The 18,189-nt window shown below is 66.2% G+C and carries 17 protein-coding genes; 5 read left to right on the plus strand and 12 right to left on the minus strand.

The window, feature by feature from the left end:
• Positions 1-276 precede the first annotated feature (276 nt).
• The 6 genes from U1703_RS06170 to U1703_RS06195 form a co-directional block, all read right to left on the minus strand.
• A complete protein-coding gene (locus U1703_RS06170; protein ID WP_320453460.1) occupies positions 277-645 on the minus strand; it encodes a phasin family protein in 369 nt (122 codons plus the stop codon).
• 83 nt (positions 646-728) lie between these two features.
• Positions 729-1,199 carry a hypothetical protein gene (locus U1703_RS06175; RefSeq protein ID WP_332785008.1) on the minus strand — a complete coding sequence of 157 codons (471 nt, stop codon included), beginning with the start codon at positions 1,197-1,199 and terminating at the stop codon, positions 729-731.
• A complete protein-coding gene (locus U1703_RS06180) occupies positions 1,196-1,576 on the minus strand; it encodes a hypothetical protein (RefSeq protein WP_332785009.1) in 381 nt (126 codons plus the stop codon). The genes U1703_RS06175 and U1703_RS06180 overlap by 4 nt, the downstream gene beginning before the upstream one ends.
• Before the next feature lie 131 nt (positions 1,577-1,707).
• Entirely contained in the window at positions 1,708-2,055 is a 348-nt protein-coding gene (locus tag U1703_RS06185; RefSeq protein WP_320453457.1) for a hypothetical protein, read from the minus strand.
• A 47-nt stretch (positions 2,056-2,102) separates the two neighbouring features.
• A complete protein-coding gene (locus tag U1703_RS06190; protein WP_332785010.1) occupies positions 2,103-2,663 on the minus strand; it encodes a helix-turn-helix domain-containing protein in 561 nt (186 codons plus the stop codon).
• Between the two features lie 139 nt (positions 2,664-2,802).
• A complete protein-coding gene (locus U1703_RS06195; RefSeq protein ID WP_320453455.1) occupies positions 2,803-3,000 on the minus strand; it encodes a hypothetical protein in 198 nt (65 codons plus the stop codon).
• Positions 3,001-3,379: 379 nt separating this feature from the next.
• Here U1703_RS06195 and acnA point away from each other — a divergent pair, with 379 nt between their 5' ends.
• Positions 3,380-6,067, plus strand: coding sequence for an aconitate hydratase AcnA (gene acnA, locus U1703_RS06200; RefSeq protein ID WP_332785011.1), 2,688 nt, complete (start codon positions 3,380-3,382; stop codon positions 6,065-6,067).
• A gap of 213 nt (positions 6,068-6,280) precedes the next feature.
• On the opposite strand, the gene U1703_RS06205 is transcribed toward acnA, so the two are convergent.
• Both U1703_RS06205 and U1703_RS06210 read right to left on the minus strand, forming a co-directional pair.
• Positions 6,281-6,961 (minus strand): hypothetical protein, encoded by a 681-nt coding sequence (locus U1703_RS06205; RefSeq protein WP_332785012.1) that lies wholly within the window; start codon positions 6,959-6,961, stop codon positions 6,281-6,283.
• A complete protein-coding gene (locus U1703_RS06210) occupies positions 6,958-8,181 on the minus strand; it encodes a TIGR04063 family PEP-CTERM/XrtA system glycosyltransferase (protein ID WP_332785013.1) in 1,224 nt (407 codons plus the stop codon). The genes U1703_RS06205 and U1703_RS06210 overlap by 4 nt, the downstream gene beginning before the upstream one ends.
• A 98-nt stretch (positions 8,182-8,279) precedes the next feature.
• On the opposite strand from U1703_RS06210, the gene U1703_RS06215 reads away from it, so the two are divergent.
• Together U1703_RS06215 and U1703_RS06220 are read left to right on the plus strand one after the other, a co-directional pair.
• Positions 8,280-8,432, plus strand: a complete 153-nt coding sequence (locus tag U1703_RS06215) for a hypothetical protein (RefSeq protein ID WP_332785014.1) — start codon at positions 8,280-8,282, stop codon at positions 8,430-8,432.
• Positions 8,425-9,804 (plus strand): putative O-glycosylation ligase, exosortase A system-associated, encoded by a 1,380-nt coding sequence (locus U1703_RS06220; RefSeq protein WP_332785137.1) that lies wholly within the window; start codon positions 8,425-8,427, stop codon positions 9,802-9,804. The genes U1703_RS06215 and U1703_RS06220 overlap by 8 nt, the downstream gene beginning before the upstream one ends.
• Here the strand turns inward: U1703_RS06220 and U1703_RS06225 are convergent.
• Together U1703_RS06225 and U1703_RS06230 are read right to left on the minus strand one after the other, a co-directional pair.
• Complete coding sequence (locus tag U1703_RS06225) at positions 9,779-10,705, minus strand: right-handed parallel beta-helix repeat-containing protein (RefSeq protein ID WP_332785015.1); 927 nt, start codon at positions 10,703-10,705, stop codon at positions 9,779-9,781. The genes U1703_RS06220 and U1703_RS06225 overlap by 26 nt on opposite strands.
• 93 nt (positions 10,706-10,798) lie before the next feature.
• The gene (locus tag U1703_RS06230; RefSeq protein ID WP_320453449.1) at positions 10,799-11,371 is read right to left on the minus strand and encodes a type 1 glutamine amidotransferase domain-containing protein; all 573 of its coding nucleotides are present in this window, start codon (positions 11,369-11,371) and stop codon (positions 10,799-10,801) included.
• 121 nt (positions 11,372-11,492) lie between these two features.
• On the opposite strand from U1703_RS06230, the gene U1703_RS06235 reads away from it, so the two are divergent.
• Positions 11,493-12,494 carry a DNA topoisomerase IB gene (locus U1703_RS06235; RefSeq protein ID WP_332785016.1) on the plus strand — a complete coding sequence of 334 codons (1,002 nt, stop codon included), beginning with the start codon at positions 11,493-11,495 and terminating at the stop codon, positions 12,492-12,494.
• A 25-nt stretch (positions 12,495-12,519) separates the two neighbouring features.
• Positions 12,520-13,692, plus strand: a complete 1,173-nt coding sequence (locus tag U1703_RS06240) for a mechanosensitive ion channel family protein (protein ID WP_332785017.1) — start codon at positions 12,520-12,522, stop codon at positions 13,690-13,692.
• On the opposite strand, the gene U1703_RS06245 is transcribed toward U1703_RS06240, so the two are convergent.
• Both U1703_RS06245 and U1703_RS06250 read right to left on the minus strand, forming a co-directional pair.
• Entirely contained in the window at positions 13,674-14,666 is a 993-nt protein-coding gene (locus tag U1703_RS06245; protein WP_332785018.1) for a DUF2167 domain-containing protein, read from the minus strand. The genes U1703_RS06240 and U1703_RS06245 overlap by 19 nt on opposite strands.
• A 48-nt stretch (positions 14,667-14,714) precedes the next feature.
• A complete protein-coding gene (locus U1703_RS06250; protein WP_332785019.1) occupies positions 14,715-17,645 on the minus strand; it encodes an L-glutamate gamma-semialdehyde dehydrogenase in 2,931 nt (976 codons plus the stop codon).
• Positions 17,646-18,189: the final 544 nt, after the last annotated feature.

An 18,189-nucleotide genomic window follows, 5' to 3' on the forward strand; every position in this document is an offset into this window, starting at 1 on the left:
AACCTGGAGTTTGATCCATCCAATCCGAAACGCCACCCCGGCGAAGGCCGGGATCCAGTCGGAGGTGCCGTGGTGATGGTCCGGCTCGCTCCATCGATGAAACCTTCGCAACTGGCCCCCGGCCTCCGCCGGGGTGGTAACGCGACAGGTCTGGTCTGGTGGATCAAACTTCAGTGGAGGGGTGTTCCCGATCCTGAGGCAAGGTGAACCTACCGGCCGAGACACCCCTCCATCATCTCTGCCACCCTTCCTTTTGGGAAGGGAATGGCGACGCGCTTAGTCCTGCTTCGACCCGCGCACCGCGCCGATCGAGTCGCGGCCGAACTGGACGATCATCTCGCCGATCTCGCGCGCCTGCGACATCGAGCGATTGCCCTGTTCGCGCATGAATTCCGCCTGGATCCGCATCACCTCGGACAGATCGCGGGCCGAGGCGGCCTCGCGCATCGCCGCAAAGGCTTCGCGGGCATTGGTTTCGGCCTGATCGAGCATCTTCATCGTGACGGCCGATCCGCCCTCGGCGATCTTTTGGCCCGATGCCTGCATCGCTTCGCCCGCGCCCTTCATCCGGTCGGCAAAGGCACCCGCGCCCATGTCGCCACCGATCGCGCCGGCGCCGCCGCCATTCCCCATATCCTCGGCCATTGCATACTCTCCTCGTGAACTGCCGTTCGGCTTGAACCATTGGCCCGCCGGGGAGTTGCACGGGGCCACCGTGCAGGGCGAAATCACAGCCGTGCGAAATAGCGGGAAAGGATCGTTTCCGCCTTTTCGGTGGCACGCAGATGCCCCGCCCCGTCGGACGAAGCCGCATCTCGCACGATCCAGCCCCGCTGGATCAACAGGGCGATCCAGCGCGGCCCGACCGTACCCGTCGGCGACAGCCCAGCCCGCTCCAGGATGGCGGCATCGTCGAGCGCCCCCTCGGCATCATAGACGGCCAGCGTAATCTCCCAGCCCGGATCGCCGAACAACTCGCCATCGTCCCCCGCCAGCCCACGCACGTCGCGGCGGTGCTTCAGGATCATCGCGGCGCATTCGCGCGGCGTCGGCACACGCGGCGGTCGCGGCACGGGGACGCCCCCGACCTCGCCGGAGATCGCCCGGATCCGCGCCTGGACGTCCGTCATGACGGTGGTGAAATGGGCAAAGCTGGCCCGATCCTGTTCGGGCCAGTGCAGCAGGCGCAGGTCGGTCACGATCGTACCCCCCGCCACGGCAGGATCCAGTCCACATCCTTGCCATAGCGCGCCAGGCGCTGGCGATGGCGCAGCACGCCCGCCGCCAGCAGCGCGATCATCGGATAGGCCAGCTTGCCGCCCGCCGCGGCATACATCCACGGCATCAGTCCGGCATCGAACCCGCGCACCCCGTGTATGCCGATCGCCAGCAGATGTAGCGCGGCCAGCCATAGCGGCCAGAACCGGTTCGCCAGCAGCGCGACCGTGATCAGCCCCCCCATCAGGGTCAGGTCGATCGCCAGCTCGAAGCTCTCGACCCGCTGGAAACTGGTCAAGGGATTGAACGGCAACAGCCAGGTCGCGATCGAGGCGAGGAACAACATGATCGCCGTCACTCTTTCCGGCCGCCCCCCAAAGGTCAGCGCGTAAAGACACACCAAGCCCTGAAGGATATGAAAAATATAAATATGCATCATGGCGCACGTCGCGAAGGAATGACCGGAACGGACATGCGCCAGGTGCCCCGTCAGGCCGCGACGCGCAGGGGAACGGGAACGATGTCGGCCGTGACCGACGGCGGCTTGGGACGGGTGTCGCCATAGTCGTCGGCGTCGAAACCGATCGTCTTGCCCACCTTCTCCAGAACGCGGTGGCTCTGTACGGCATGGCCGCGCGCCTGGCCGATCGCCATCAGAGCCTGGCTGAGCTGTTCGAAGGCATGCTGCCCTACCACGGCCGACAGCCGCGCCTCGGACCGCGCACGCGGCAATGCCGTCGCCAGTGCGCCCGCCGTCGCAAAGGCCGCGTCGAGTTCGTTTTCGAGTTTCCACAACAGCTGGGTCACCTGGACCGCCGCCTCATGCTCTGCCGTCATTGTTCATACTCCGCGCCCCCCGCCGCCCAAGCGTTTGCGGGTATTGTTCAACCGGCAAGGTGGGAGACACGCCCGATCACGCGGGTCATCACGTCGAGCCCCGTCGCCAGCATGCCGAAGCCGATGGCGAGCGCGATGGCGATCGTGGGAACCCAGAGTAGCCTTTCGGCCACCGTCATCTCATTGCGGGTCTGACCTCGCCGCCGGATCGGAAGGAGCAAGCGGGACGATGTCTGGACATGGCCGTCCTTCACCGCCCCGCCGACCGTACTCCCATCCGGTGAGATCGTCACTGGCATGGCGGCCGGTTCGAAAACCAGCCCCGCAGAATCGGGTATGATTTTATCGGGGGTAGGGTTTTCTTCGATTTCAGGGACTTGGTCGAATGACGGGGTCCCCTCCAACGCTTCATACTCGGCCAGGGCAATCGCGGCATCGCGACGATTGCGTGCGCCGAGCAGGCGAACGGCCTCGGCGAGATAGCTGTCGACGGTGGATTTGCCCAAGCCCAACTCGATCGCGATTTCCTTCGAGCCCTTGAGTGCCTTGACGCCGCGCAGGCATTCGCGGTGGCGGCGCGTGAGGAGGGCGAAGCGTTCGGGGGTCATTGTGTTTTCCGGCTGTGCCGGAGGATCCGTCCAGGCATGAATGCCGCATTAGCCGGGACAGGGCTCTACCGCCAAGCGCTTCCACATCCAATCCGAAGGCGATCAGGCGGCCAAGATCATGGTTAATCGATCAGAACGATCAGTCGCGGCGATTCGGGACCTGTATCGCCTCGATCGAATCGAGCGCGTGGAGCAGGTCGTCGAATGCCGTATCCTCGCTGACCGGGAAGGACCGGCGAAAGCCCGAGCCCAACACGTCGAGGTCGCGCTGGGTCAACAGGCCGACCGCGACGATCTGGTCCGGGCGGCGGGGCGTACGCGGCGGGTGCTGTGTCATTGGCACCACCGCAAGCGGGCCGGGCGCCCGATCACGGCGACTGGACCGCCGGGCATGGGATCACATCCTGCCGGCCCGCGCTGCGCGGTATCCGCAAGAGCGGAGGATCGCATATCCGTGACGCCGTACATTGTCCGAACTCCCATCATGACGGCTCAACCCGTCATTCGTCATGCCTGTTCCACGCTTTTTCCACGGTTGCGACGGGACACCATATGGTTGGCGCAAATCCCCGATTCCGCACGCCGCGCCCTTCCCTGTCGGCCCACCCCTTGCTAAGGCGCCCTCGTCAACCGGATTTATCCCCGGCGCGCCCGCTCGCGGCTGCATGCTGCCGTGTCCCACTGGGCGTGCCCGGCTCGACCAAGAAGGGACGCCCATGACTGCGATAGGCCAGGACAGCCTGAACACCCGCTCGACGCTCGACGTGCGGGGCAAGACCTATGACTACTACAGCCTCGCCAAGGCCTCCGAGCAGCTTGGCGATATCAGCCGCCTGCCCTTCTCGATGAAGGTGCTGCTGGAAAACCTGCTGCGCTTCGAGGACGGCAAGACCGTCACGCGCGAGGATATCCAGGCGATCGTCGACTGGCAGAAGACCCAGCGTTCGGACCGCGAGATCCAGTATCGCCCGGCCCGCGTGCTGATGCAGGACTTCACCGGCGTTCCCTGCGTGGTCGACCTCGCCGCGATGCGCGACGCGATCACCAAGCTGGGCGGCGACGCGGCCAAGATCAATCCGCAGGTTCCCGTCCACCTCGTCATCGACCACTCGGTCATGGTCGACGAGTTCGGCACGCCGCAGGCGTTCGAGGATAACGTCGACCTCGAATACCAGCGCAACATGGAGCGTTACGAGTTCCTGAAGTGGGGATCGAAGGCGCTCGACAATTTCTCGGTGGTTCCGCCGGGCACCGGCATCTGCCACCAGGTGAACCTGGAATATATCGGCCAGGCCATCTGGGCTTCGACCGAGACGGGCGACCATGCCAAGGGCGGTGCGACGATCGCATATCCCGACACGCTGGTCGGCACGGACAGCCACACCACGATGATCAACGGCCTGGGCGTGCTCGGCTGGGGCGTCGGCGGGATCGAGGCGGAAGCCGCGATGCTGGGCCAGCCGGTGTCGATGCTGATCCCCGAAGTCGTCGGCTTCAAGCTGACCGGCAAGCTGCAGGAAGGCATCACCGCCACCGACCTGGTGCTGACCATCACCCAGATGCTGCGCGCCAAGGGCGTGGTTGGCCGCTTCGTCGAGTTCTACGGCCCCGGCCTGTCGTCGATGACGCTCGCCGACCGTGCGACGATCGCCAACATGGCGCCGGAATATGGCGCGACCTGCGGCTTCTTCCCGATCGACGACAAGACGCTCGACTATATGCGCCTGACCGCGCGTTCGGACGAGAATGTCGCGCTGGTCGAGGCGTATGCGAAGGCCAACGGCTTCTGGCGTCATGACGATGCCGCCGACCCCCTGTTCACCGACACGCTGGAACTCGACATGTCGACGGTCGTCCCGTCGCTGGCAGGCCCCAAGCGTCCGCAGGACAAGGTCATCCTCACCGAAGTGGACGACGTGTTCAACGCCGACCTCACCAAGGTGTACAAGAAGGACGCCGCCGTCCGCGTCGCGGTCGAGGATCGTGCGCATGACATCGGCGACGGCGACGTCGTGATCGCCGCGATCACCAGCTGCACCAACACCTCGAACCCGAGCGTGCTGGTTGCCGCAGGGCTCGTCGCGCGCAAGGCGAACGCGCTGGGCCTGAAGCCCAAGCCCTGGGTCAAGACCTCGCTCGCCCCCGGTAGCCAAGTCGTCACCGATTACCTCGACAAGGCGGGCCTGACCGCAGACCTCGACGCGATCGGCTTCAACCTGGTTGGCTATGGCTGCACCACCTGCATCGGCAATTCGGGTCCGCTCGCCGAGCCGATCTCGAAGGCGATCAACGGCAACGACATCGTCGCGGCCTCGGTCCTGTCGGGCAACCGCAACTTCGAAGGCCGCGTGTCGGCCGACGTGCGCGCGAACTTCCTCGCCTCGCCGCCGCTGGTCGTCGCCTATGCGCTGAAGGGCACCGTCACGCAGGACATGCGTGAGACGCCGATCGGCCAGGGCAAGGACGGCCAGGACGTCTATCTTAAGGACATCTGGCCCACCAACGACGAAGTCCGCACCCTGATGGATGCGAACATCGACGACGAGATGTTCCGTTCGCGCTACGGCAACGTCTATGCGGGCGACGCCAAGTGGTCGGCGATCGAAGTGACCGGCTCGGACACCTATGCGTGGCCCGCCGCGTCGACCTATGTCGCCAACCCGCCCTATTTCGAGGGCATGGAGATGACGCCGAAGCCCGTCACCGACATCATCGAGGCCAAGCCGCTCGCCATCCTGGGCGACTCGATCACCACCGACCACATCAGCCCGGCCGGTTCGATCAAGGCCGACAGCCCGGCAGGTACGTTCCTGCAGGAGCATCAGGTCGCCAAGAAGGACTTCAACTCCTATGGCGCGCGTCGCGGCAACCACGACGTGATGATGCGCGGCACCTTCGCCAATATCCGCATCAAGAACGAAATGGTGCCGGGTATCGAAGGCGGCATGACCCGCTATGAGGGCGAAGTGATGCCGATCTATGACGCCGCGATGCGTCACAAGGCCGACGGCACGCCGCTCGTCATCGTCGCGGGCAAGGAATATGGCACCGGCTCGTCGCGCGACTGGGCGGCGAAGGGCACCAACCTGCTCGGCGTGCGTGCGGTCATCACCGAGAGCTTCGAGCGTATCCACCGTTCGAACCTGGTCGGCATGGGCGTCCTGCCGCTGCAGTTCGCCGAGGGCGTGACCCGCGAGACGCTGAAGCTGGACGGCAGCGAAAGCTTCACCATCCAGGGCGTGGCGAACCTTCGTCCGCGTCAGGACGTCGAAGTGATCCTGGCCCGCAAGGACGGCTCGACCGAAACCTTCCTGACCAAGTGCCGCATCGACACCGTCAACGAGCTGGAATACTTCCTGAACGGCGGCATCCTGCAGTACGTGCTGCGCAACCTGGCGGCGTAACACCCGTCACAAGGCAGAAAAGCCCGTCCGGAGCGATCCGGGCGGGCTTTTTCGTGTCATGCGAAGGCGCGGACACGCGGAGATAAAGTCAGCGATGCAGCGAGCTGATATCTTTGGCAGGTTGGGCAATCGGCGGTGACAGCTTTTCACGTACCGCAACTGGACCCCGGCGTCCGCCGGGGCGGAACGACACAGTGAAAAAGGGACGTTCCCTCAGTCCACCCGCTTCGACTTGCGCAGCGCGGTTTCGCGTTCCAGCCGGTCGAGCAGCGTCTCGATCGACTCGTCCTTCAGGTCGGGCAGCGGCAGTGCGGCGCCCCGGTCCTCCGGCGCGGACTCGCGCATCGGCGGCAAGGGCATGGGTTTGGGCGGCCTGACGGCACGCGCCGGTTCGCGCGGGGCCGACAGGATCGCATCCGGGTCGAATGCCGATAGCGGCTGGTCCAGATCGGCGGGCAAGGGCCGCTCGACAGCCTCGTCGTCGATCGGCGGTGGCGGGGGTGCACCGAGTTCGGCGGCATGGAGCGGGCGACGCGGCGGGGCGTCGGGATGGCGGTCCGAACGGCGGACGCTGGGCACATAATCCTCGTCGTCCGGCCGATCGGCGGCGACGCGCCCGGCGAGCAGCCCGCCCGGTCCCCACAGCAGATAGGCGGCGGCCCAACCGACCGCACCCGCACCGGCACCCGCCACCACGGCGAGCAGAACCCGCGCCTTCAAGCCCAGCGGCGGCTGCGCGGCCGACAGGATTTCGGGCAGTCCCAACTGGCCGACCAGCGATTCCAGTCGCCAGTCGGGCACGATCATCACCATCAGGGCCAGCAACAGACCGAGCCCGCCGCCGATCCAGGCGGGAGCAAAGCGGTAGGGAGAGGGCGTGGCGGTGAAGGTCATAGGTTTCCGGTCCGCCCTTCCCGTAGCAATCGCTGGTAAACAGGTTCGTAACGCCGAATATTCGACGCCCAGTTGCGCTCTTTTTCAACAAAGGCCCGGCCCGCGTCCCGCCGCGCGTCCCAGATATCGCGATTCCCGAGCAGGTCCGCCAGCGCATCGGCCAGCGCGGCCGGATCGTCCGGCGGGAAGAGCGTGCCCGTCTGCCCGTCCTCGATCAGTTCGCGGTGGCCGCCGACATCCGACGCGGCGACCAGTCGACGCTGCGCCATCGCCTCCAGCGGCTTGAGCGGGGTGACGAGATCGGTCAGCCGCATCTTCTTGCGCGGATAGGCCAGGATATCGACAAGGCCATAATAACGCTCGACCTCGTGATGCGGCACGCGCCCGACGAAGCGGATCGCGTCGGCGACCGGCGAGCGTTCGGCCTGCGCGCGCAGCGCCGCCTCCATCGGCCCGCCACCGACCAGCAGCAACCGGGCGCGGGGGCGTGCCTGAACCAGCCGGGGCATGGCGGCGATCAGGTCGTCCAGCCCTTCGTAATCATAGAAGCTGCCGATGAAGCCGATCACCTCGGCCCCGTTTTCCAGCCCCCATTGCCGGGCCAGCGCTTCGTCACGCGGGGCGGGCTGGCCGAACAGGGTCAAATCGACGCCATTGGGCGACACTACGATTTTGTCGGCGGGTAGCCCCCGCGCGATCAGGTCACCGCGCAACCCTTCGCAGATGACCGCGACCGCATCGGCACGCGCACAGGCCCAGCCTTCCAGCGCACGGGTGGCGCGGTAACGTACACTGCCCTCGACGCCGGTGCCGTTGCCGACCGCCGCATCTTCCCAGAAGGCGCGGATTTCATAGACCAGCGGCAGCCGTCGCCGCCGTGCGACGACCAGCCCTGCCAGCGCGTCGAGCACTGGCGAATGGGCATGGAGGATATCGGGCCGGAATGCCGCCACGGCACGCTCGATCGCCCGGACGTGACCGGCAAGCCCCGCCAGCTCGCCCAAGGCCCCACGCGGCGCGGTGCGTTCGGCGGCGGGGGTCCGATGGAAGGTCAACCCGTCGACTGTCTCGACACCGCCCGCCCCGGCTCCCTGCCTGGGCCCGGTGACGGCGGCGACCTCATGTCCCTCTGCCCCTTGCGCCTTCAGGATGGCGCGGGTGCGGAAGCTGTAACCGCTTTGCAGCGGCAGGCCGTGATCGAGAATATGCAGGATGCGCATGATGTTGCACCTGTCATGCCAGCCCTTAACGTGGCGTCAACCGCCGGTTTATAAGCATGCCCCGAAGCGATACGGGTCGGCCAGGGAAAGGACGGGCAATGATCGATACCTTTGCCCTGCTGGTCAGCCATGGCCTGATGCTGCTGGCCGCCTGGCGGCTGCTGGCGCGGCGCGACCTGGACAAGGAGGGCGACGCCCGCACGCTCGACCGCAAGCGGCCCGACGATGCGCGGTGGCACCGCGATGCGTGACCTGTTCCTGATCGGATTCCTGTTCAGCCTGTTCGCCATGGGCCTGAGGCGGCCGTTCCTGTTCGTCCTCGCCTATATCTATATCGACATCGTCTCGCCCCAGCGGCTGACCTACTACCTGCTGAACACCGTGCCCATCTCGCTGATCGCGGCGGTCGCGGCGGTCGCGGCCTGGGCGCTGGTCGACGACAAGCGCGACAGCCGGTTCACCGCGCGGCAGGGGGCGATCCTGTTGCTGCTGCTCTACTGCGCGCTCACCACCTTTTTCGGGGCCGATTTCCCGGTCGAGGCCCAGGAAAAATGGAGCTGGGTGTGGAAGGCGCTGGCCTTTGCCGTCTTCCTGCCGCTGACCCTGCGCACCCGGTTGCGGATCGAGGCGCTGTTGCTGTTCATGATCCTGTCGCTTGCCTCGATCGTCATCGTCGGCGGCATCAAGACGATCTTTTCGGGCGGCGGTTACGGCGAGTTGAACCTGATGGTGACCAACAATACCGGCCTGTACGAGGGGAGCATCATCTCGGCGGTCGCGATTTCGGTCATTCCGGTCATCCTGTGGCTGATGAAGCACGGCACGATCTTTCCCCCCGATGCCCGCGTGCGCCTGTTCGGCGCGGCGCTGATCTTCGCCTGCCTGCTGATCCCGGTCGGCACCACGGCCCGTACCGGCCTGTTGTGCATTGGCCTGCTCGCCATCCTGATGCTGCGCGACGTGAAGCGGCGCGTCCTGTATATCTGCGCGATAGGCCTGGCCGGGATGGCGGTCGTCCCGCTCCTGCCCTCCTCCTATACCAAGCGGATGGACACCATCCGTTCCTATCAGGGCGACGAGTCCGCCTCGACCCGGCTGGCGGTGTGGAAATGGACGCTCGACTATGCCACGTCCAACCCGTTCGGCGGCGGCTTCAACGCCTATCTCCAGAACAATGTCCGCTACGACCTGACCAAGGTCGAGGGGTCGGCGCAGAATGCCTCGGTCGAAAAGCAGGTCACCACCGACCGCGCCCGCGCCTATCATTCCAGCTATTTCGAGATGCTGGGCGAACAGGGATGGCCGGGGCTGTTCCTGTGGCTGGGCATCAACGTCGCGGGGCTCCTCCGCATGGAGGCGCTGCGCCGACGCTATCGCAAGCCCGACGATCCGCTTCATTGGGGCGGGCAACTGGCGGGGGCGCTCCAGCACGGCCACCTGATCTATCTGCTGGGCGGCGCGTTCGTCGGGATCGCGTTCAACCCGTTCCTCTATCAGATGATGGCCGCGCAGATCGGGCTGGACACCTATCTCGCCCGCCGCACGCGTGAGGGACGGGTCAAGCCGACGCCCCGGCGTCAACTGCGCACGGGCGATCCTACCATTTCCGCGCCGTCGGCGTGATCCCGGCGCCCAGGATATTGCCCCGGATCACCAGCGGCTCGCCCGCCCAGTTGCCCACGAACACCGGCTTGAAATCGGCCCCCGGTGCCAGGCGCGCGCGATTATTCTCGACCACCAGGCCCGAGGAGTCGTTCTTGGCCCCCTCCGGCGCGACGGTGATCAGCGTCGAGTGATTGTCCTTGTCGCGGCCGAAGACGAATTCATTGCCCGCGATCCGCCCCTTGGCGCCGTTGGACAGATCGATCATGTAGTTGGTCGAGTGGCCCTTGCTGTCGTCGAAGCTGCTGTCGAGCACCTCGACATAGGGCGCGCGCGTCTTGACGTAGTGACCACCCTGCCCGTGTTCGAAACGACAGGCGATGACCCGCAGGCTGCGATACTTGCCCATATAGATGCCGTGCGCGCCGGTGCCGGTCGGATCATGGCCCAGGCCCGAAAAGGTCGAGTGATCGACGACGACCGTCCCGTTCGGGTCCTCCGCCGACAATATGCCCGACTGGCTGTCCAGGAACATCGAATTGCTGACCACCAGCGGCCCCTTTTCGATGCGGATGCCCGCGCCGTTGCCGTCGGCCACCTCGATATGGCTGAAGACGATGCCGTCGATCGTCGCGCCGCGCCCGCGAATGACCAGCGCCGCCTTGCCCTCGCAGGCGATGCGCGTGAAGATCGCCTTGCCCGGCTCGGTCGCGGCGATCGTGATGCGGCCCGCATTCTGGACGGCGCATTCGCGGTAGGTGCCCGGCGCGACGCGGATCGTGCCCTCGCCCTCGCCGATCGCGTTGATCGCATCCTGAAGCGATCCGAAGCCGCGCCCGCCCACGCTGAACGGCCCCGATGCCCCTTGCGCAAGTGCGGCGGTGGAGGCCAGACCGAGGAGCAGCAGGGGTGCCACGCGCATGATATCTTCCTGAAAAACAAACGGACGCCGCATCCTGCCATGCCTATGGCCAGGATGCGACGCCCGTGATCGTCCCGTGACGGGATAGGCGGATTACGCCTCTTCGGTTTCGTCCTCGTCGGCCAGCTCTTCTTCCAGCGCGGTTAGGATCGCCTTGTTGAAGGCGGGGATGTCGTCCGGATTGCGGCTGGTGATCAGGTTGCCGTCGACCACGACCTCCTCGTCCACCACATCCGCGCCCGCATTGGACAGGTCGGTGCGGATCGAGGGGTAGCTGGTCAGGCGACGACCGTCGATCACGTCCGCCTCGGCCAGCAGCCAGGGGCCGTGGCAGATGGCGGCGACGATCTTGTCGTCCTCCATGAACTCGGTGACGATCTCGACCGCGCGCTCGTTCAGGCGCAGCTTGTCGGGGTTGCAGGTGCCGCCGGGAAGGACCAGCGCGTCATAATCGTCGGTATCGACCTCATCGACGGTCAGGTCGGGCGTCGCCGTTTCGGCCTTGTTGATGTCGCCCTCCATGCCCTGGATCGGGTCCATCTTGAGCGAGGCCAAAGTCACCTTCGCGCCGGCGTCTTCCAGCGCCTGGCGGGGCTTGAACAACTCGACGGTCTCGAAGCCGTCGGCGGCGAGCATCAGGACGCGTGCCTGGGAAAGATCGGCCATGATGAAAAACTCCTGTCGGGGAAAGGCTTGGGGGAGCCAGCATCAGAACCCATGACCGCATCGGCCGTTCCGGAACGAAGCGACCAGCGACGCATTTGCAAAGATGACCTGAGAGAGAGCGATGGCCACCCGTCTAGTCTATTGCGATGACAGCAAACCCGGCATCACCCGGACCAAGGTTCGGGGCAAATGGGCCTATTGGGATGCCAAGGGCGAGCGGATCACCGAGCCGCAAGAGATCGACCGGCTGAACGGCATCGGTCTGCCCCCCGCCTATAAGGACGCCTGGTTCTGCCCGCGCGCCAACGGCCATATCCAGGCGGTCGGCTGGGACGAGAAGGGCCGCAAGCAATATCGCTATCACACCGATTTCCGCGAGGCCCAGGACGCCGCCAAATATGAACGCTGCGCCGCGTTCGGCCATGCCCTGCCCCGGCTTCGCAAGCGCGTCGAGGCGGACCTGAAGAAACGTGGCCTGTGCAAGGACCGTGCGGTCGCCGCCGTCGTCCGGTTGCTCGACAACGGCCATCTTCGCGTCGGCAACGAAGCCTATGCCGCAAGCAACAAGAGTTTCGGCGCGACCACGCTTCGCAAGCGGCACGGCCAGGTGAAAGGCACGACGCTGCGCCTGCGCTATCGAGGTAAGTCGGGCAAGATGCGCGACCTGACCCTGACCGACCGTTCGCTCGCCAGCTTCGTGAAGCGCTGCCAGGACCTGGACGAACAGCATCTCTTCGCCTGGGTAGGCGAGGACGGCGAGGCGAACCCCGTCTCCTCGTCGGACGTCAACGCCTATATCCGCGAGGCGACGGGATGCGACTTCACCGCCAAGCATTTCCGCACCTGGGCCGCCAGCGTCGCCGCGTTCGAAGCGCTGGCACTGGCCGAGGCGGACCTCAGCCTGAAAGCGATGCTGGAACCGGTGGTCGAGAAGCTCGGCAACACCCCCGCCATCGCGCGCAAATCCTATGTCCACCCTTCGCTGATCGCGCTCGTCAAAGAGGGCCAGGCAGCGTTTCGCAAGACGCTGCGCCTGCCCCGTGCCCGCTCCGGGCTTTCCCGCGTCGAATGCGGGCTGATCGCATTTCTCGAAGCCGGAACCCCGGCCACCAAGGCGGCCTGACCGCCCCGAATTCCAAGGAGTCCCCATGGCGAAATCCTCGCCCAAGGCGCCGATCTTCGACGGCTCCCGCATCCCCGACCAGGTCGGGGACATCGTCAACGCCACCTATCAATGGGTGCAGGATTACTGGCTGAAGGTACTGATCGCGATCGGCTTCGGCGCGGTGATCGTGCTGGCGCTGCTATGGGTGCGCAGGCTGGGGGACCGGCTGTGCAGCCGCCCCTCTTTCGCGGGCGGCTGGGGCGTGATCCTGGGCCATGCCATCGCGCGCACCAACCTGTTCTTCATCGTCACCCTCGCGGCGCAACTCGTGTCCGGCTATGCGGGCGCGCCGGGCGAGGTCGCCAAGACGATCAGCTTCCTGTTCACCATCGCCACCACCTTCCAGGCGGCGATCTGGGCGCGCGAACTGATCCTGGGCGCGATCGAGCATCGCACCCAGTCGGAGCATTATTCGGGCGAAGCCCTGCTATCGGCCATGGGGCTGATCCGTTTGCTGGTGACCGCGGTGCTGTTCGCGGTCGCGCTGGTCGTGGTTCTCGACAATCTGGGCGTCAACGTCACGGGCCTGGTCGCGGGTCTGGGCGTCGGCGGCATCGCCATCGGCCTGGCGGCGCAGGGCATCTTTGGCGACCTGTTCGCCGCGCTCGCCATCATCTTCGACCGGCCGTTCCGGCGTGGCGACAAGATCGCCTATGACAATACGACCGGCATCATCGAGGCGATCGGCCTGAAGTCGACCCGCATCCGCGCCTTTACCGGCGAGTTGCGCATCATCTCCAACCGCAACCTGCTGGACAAGGAAATCCAGAACCAGACGGTGCGCCACCATATCCGCCTGTCGCTGACCATCGGCGTCGCCTATGAAACCCCGCCCGAAACGCTGGCCCGCGTGCCGCAGATGCTGACCGAGATCGTCGAGGCCGAAGGCGGCAAGGTCGCCCGGTCGAGCTTTGAGAGCTTCGGTGCGTCGAGCCTGGATTTCGTGTTGCAGTTCGACGTGCCCGGCGACGACTGGACCACCGCCCACGCCACGCGCAACAGGGTGCTGGTCACGCTGATGAAGCGGTTCGCGGCGGAGGGGATTTCCATCCCCTACCCCACCCAGACGACCTACACCGCCGCGCCCGACGGAACGCTGGTCATGCCCTATCCGCAGGTCCAGCCGGTCGAGGTGCATCACACCGCCGGGGGCTGATCCCCGGCGGGCTTTTCAAGCGGAGCCTCCTCTAAGGACTCGACCGGTTGCTCTTCCTTGCGGCCCAGCAGGCGCTTCCCCCAGCGGACCACGGCCAGCCCGGCCACGACGATCAGCGCGATGAATTTCTTGCCGAAGCCCAGCACGATCGCAAGCAGGCCCAGCTTCTTGGCCGCCGCCACGCCCGCCCCCGCCGCGACCAGCCCCGCCAGGCCATATTCGGCGGTCTTATCAGTCGAGGCATCATAGTCGGCATAGGCCTCGCCCCGGTCGAAGCTGGCCGCGCGACCGAATTGCGCCGCCGCCGCACGCACCTCGTCCAGATGCGCCATGTCGGATACCATGTTGAGGCTCAGTACACCGCGCCGCCCGAGCAGGCGCACATCATAATTGAGCGAATCCGGCCCCTTGCTGTCGCCGAATTTCAGCTGTCGCGCCCACACCAGCGAATGATCCTGCGCATTATAGGAGGGCGGTTGCGCCCAACCGACGATCTGGACCGTCGAAAAGCCCTGCTTGCGGCGCTCCTCGTTCCGTTCCGCCGCCCCCTCGCGCATGTCGGACAAGACCTTGTCGTAATCCTGTGCGTGGGCGTCCTTGTCGCTGACAAAGCCGGTGTCCTCATAGGTCACGACCGCACCCCAGACATTGTCCGACGCCGTGGTTCCGGTCGGCAGGACGAGGCCCAGTACATCGCTGACCGCATCGGCCGGGTTGCCCCAAATCTGGGTCAGCACCTTCTTGGCGTCTTCGGCCGGAAGGAAATAATAACGGTCGCCCAGATGCAGCGTCGCCTTGGCCGGACCGACCACGACATCGCCGGTCTGCTTGTGCAGTCCCTGTTCGAAGGCGTTGATCTGCGCCTCGGCATTGTTCGCCGCCGGCGTCGGATCGGCGGCAATGGCCCCACACGACCAGCCCCCGACCGCCAGCATCAGCGCCATCGCAATGGCGCGCGTTCCCCGCAAATTCATCATTCCCCCCTCGCCCGCCCTCCCGTGGCGGACGAGGGAGGATAATCGTCAGATCCCGCCTTCGTCCAGCGACAACAGCGTGGCGTTGCCGCCCGCCGAGGTCGTGTCGACCGACACCGCGCGCTCGGCGCAGAAGCGGTACAGATAGTGCGGCCCACCCGCCTTGGGCCCGGTGCCCGACAGGCCCTCGCCGCCGAACGGCTGGCTGCCCACGACCGCGCCGATCATCGAGCGGTTGATGTACAGATTGCCGACTGCCGCTTCCGCCTCGGCCACTTCACCCGCGCGCGCGATGCGGCTGTGCAGGCCCATGGTCAGGCCGTAACCCTTGGCGTTCACCTTCGCGATCGTCTCGGACAGCGTGCCCGCTTCCCATGTCGCGACATGCAGGATCGGGCCGAACCATTCCTGGGTCAGGTCCTCCACGCGGTCGAGCCGGATCAGCGTCGGCGGCACGAACAGGCCCTCGGCAGGCGTGTCGAGCGTCTTGATCGTCTGCGTCACCATCTCGGCGCGGTACGCCATCAGCTTGTCATAGGCCGCTTGGTCGATCACGGGGCCGACATCGGTCGCCGGATTGCCCGTGGGGCCCAGCACCAGCGTCTCCATCGCGCCCTTCAGCATGGCGATGACATTGTCCGCGACATCGGCCTGCACCAGCAGCAGCCGCAACGCCGAGCAACGCTGCCCCGCCGAACGGAAGGACGAGGTGATGACGTCCGCCACCACCTGTTCCGGCAAAGCGGTCGAGTCGACGATCATCGCGTTGATGCCGCCGGTCTCGGCAATCAGCGGTACGATCGGGCGGTCGTCATCGGCCACAAGGGTCCGTGCGATCCGCTTGGCGGTGGCGGTCGATCCGGTGAAGGCGACGCCCGCGATGCGGTGATCCTCGGTCAGCGCCTGGCCCACATCCGGCCCACCGACCGCGAGCAGCAGCGCGTCGCGCGGCACGCCCGCCCGGTACGCCAGCTCGACCGCCGCCGCCGCGATGGCGGGCGTCTGCGGCGCGGGCTTGGCGATGACGGTGTTGCCGGTGACCAGCGCCGCCACCGTCTGGCCGAGGAAGATCGCCAGCGGGAAGTTCCACGGTGCGACCGTCGCCCAGACACCACGCCCTTCGAGGTGCAGCGTGTTGCGCTCACCCGTCGGCCCCGGCAACTCCACCGAGCCAAGCCGCGCGCGCGCCTGCTGCGCATAATAGCGACAGAAATCGGCGGCCTCGCGCACCTCGCCGATGGCGTCGGGAATGGTCTTGAACGCCTCCTGCACCAGGATCGCCATCAGCCGCTCGCGATCCTGCTCCAGCAGGTCGGCCAGCTTTTCCAGGATGTTCGCACGGGTGTCGAGCGGCGTCGCGTTCCACGCCGGAAACGCCGCATGGGCGCGGGCGACGAGCGAGGCCACGTCCGCCGTGGCGGCCACAGGCGTCACGGCGGGCGCATTGACCGCCTTCACCGTCGCGTCCAGCGTCGCGATATCGCTGAGGTCGATGCCGGACGAGTTGCGATGGCCCGGCGCGAACAGCTCGACGGGCAGCGGGATGCTCGGGTGGCGTGCACCGCCCACGGCGGCGATCTTGGCGACCGGATCGGCGAGGATCTCCGCCTCGGTCAGCCGCGCATCGGCGAGCTGGTGCACGAAGCTGGAGTTCGCGCCATTCTCCAGCAACCGGCGGACCAGATAGGCCAGCAGGTCGCGATGCCCGCCGACCGGCGCATAGATGCGGCACTTACGGCCATGCTCACGCACCAGCCGCTCGTACAGGCCGTCGCCCATGCCGTGCAGCCGCTGGAACTCGAAGTCATGGCTGTTGCCCGCCCATTCCAAAATGGTCGCGACGGTCAGCGCATTGTGGCTGGCAAAGGCGGGGCGGATATTCTCCGCCGCCAGCATGTCCTTGGCCACCGCCAGATAGGACACGTCGGTCGCCGCCTTGCGGGTGAACAGCGGATAGTCGGCCAGCCCCTCGACCTGGGTACGCTTGATCTCGCTGTCCCAATAGGCGCCCTTGACCAGACGCACGTTCATGATCCGGTCGAGGCCATTGGCCCAGGCGATGACCGCACGGGCGCGCTTGCCATAGGCCTGCACCGCCATGCCGAACCCGTCCCAACCCTTCAGCGCCGGGAGCGCCGCGACACCGCCGATGATGTCCAGGCTCATCTCCAGCCGCTCGGACTCCTCGGCATCGACGGTGAGGGCAATGCCCTTGTCCGCCGCCTGCCGCGCCAGCTGCGCCAGCATGTCGGTCAGCGCGGGCACGCATTCATAGGCGCGCGGCAGTTCGTAGCGCGGGTGCAGCGCCGACAGCTTGACCGAAATCGAATGGCCCGCCGCCGGGTCGGAACCGACCGCGTCGATCGCCTTCACATAGGCGTCGAAATAGCGCTCCGCATCCTCATGCGTCCGCGCCGCCTCGCCCAGCATGTCGAAGCTGGCGGTGAAACCCTTGTTCTCGGGCTTCTTCATGCGGCGCATCGCTTCCTCGATGGTGCGGCCCATCACGAAGATCTCGCCCATCATCCGCATCGCGGCGCCGACCGCCTGACGCACGAACGGCTCGCCCGCGCGCGACAACAGCCGCTTGAGCGGCCCCGCCTCGCCCTCGCCCACCAGCGCGCGGCCGACGACCAGGCCCCAGGTGGCGGAGTTGACCAGCTTCGACGCCGAGCGCCCGGTATGCGCGCGCCAGTCCGCCTCGCCCAACTTGTCGGCGATCAGCAGGTCGGCGGTCTCGGGATCGGGCACGCGCAGGAACGCCTCGGCCAGGCTGAGCAGCGCCACGCCCTCGGACGAATTGAGGCGATATTCCTGGAGGAACTGGTTCACCCAGCCGCGATTCTGCGCAGCGCGCAGATCGGCGAGCAGGCCCGAGGCATGGCCCATGATCCGCTCGCGCGCTTCCGGCGTGGCGGCGGCGCGGTCGAGCAACGGCTTCAGAACATCGGGCTCGGGCGCGCGATACAGCGATTTCATGGTCTTACGCGCGTCGGCGGTAACGGCAGAGGTCATAGGTCCAGGTTCCGGTCGAGCGGCCCGGCGCGACCGAGGTGCGCCGCGAACCGCATTACGATGCTGTGATGGACCAGCGCTTAGCGGGAAATTGGGGGAATGGGTATCGTTTGATACGAGGTGAGGCGTGGCAATCCGGTTTGGAGATTAACTCTCACATTTGGTATGACATGATGGGCGACGGACATCCGCCATTCCTGTGCACCTGACCGTTGCCGCAGTCTAGGCTCACAGCCCTGGGGCTCAGGCTGCTACCCGAGTCCCAGCCGGCATGTCACTAGTGAACCATTTCCACGATTTGGAGGATCAACTCCGCAAATTGAAGCAGGATGCGTAGAAATTGTAGGATCGCGTTGATCGTCATCAGAAGGTCCTTTGTGTAACAGCGCGGCACCAAGGCCGTGCCCACCCCTTCTGACCAAGCGGCTGATTTGGTGACAGGCGCCGCTCTTGTAGAAAGCCATTCTACAAGAGCGGACCGCCGCAACCATCCTGGCCCTCTCATCGT

This window comes from Sphingomonas flavida (assembly GCF_036663655.1).
Lineage (GTDB): Bacteria > Pseudomonadota > Alphaproteobacteria > Sphingomonadales > Sphingomonadaceae > Sphingomonas.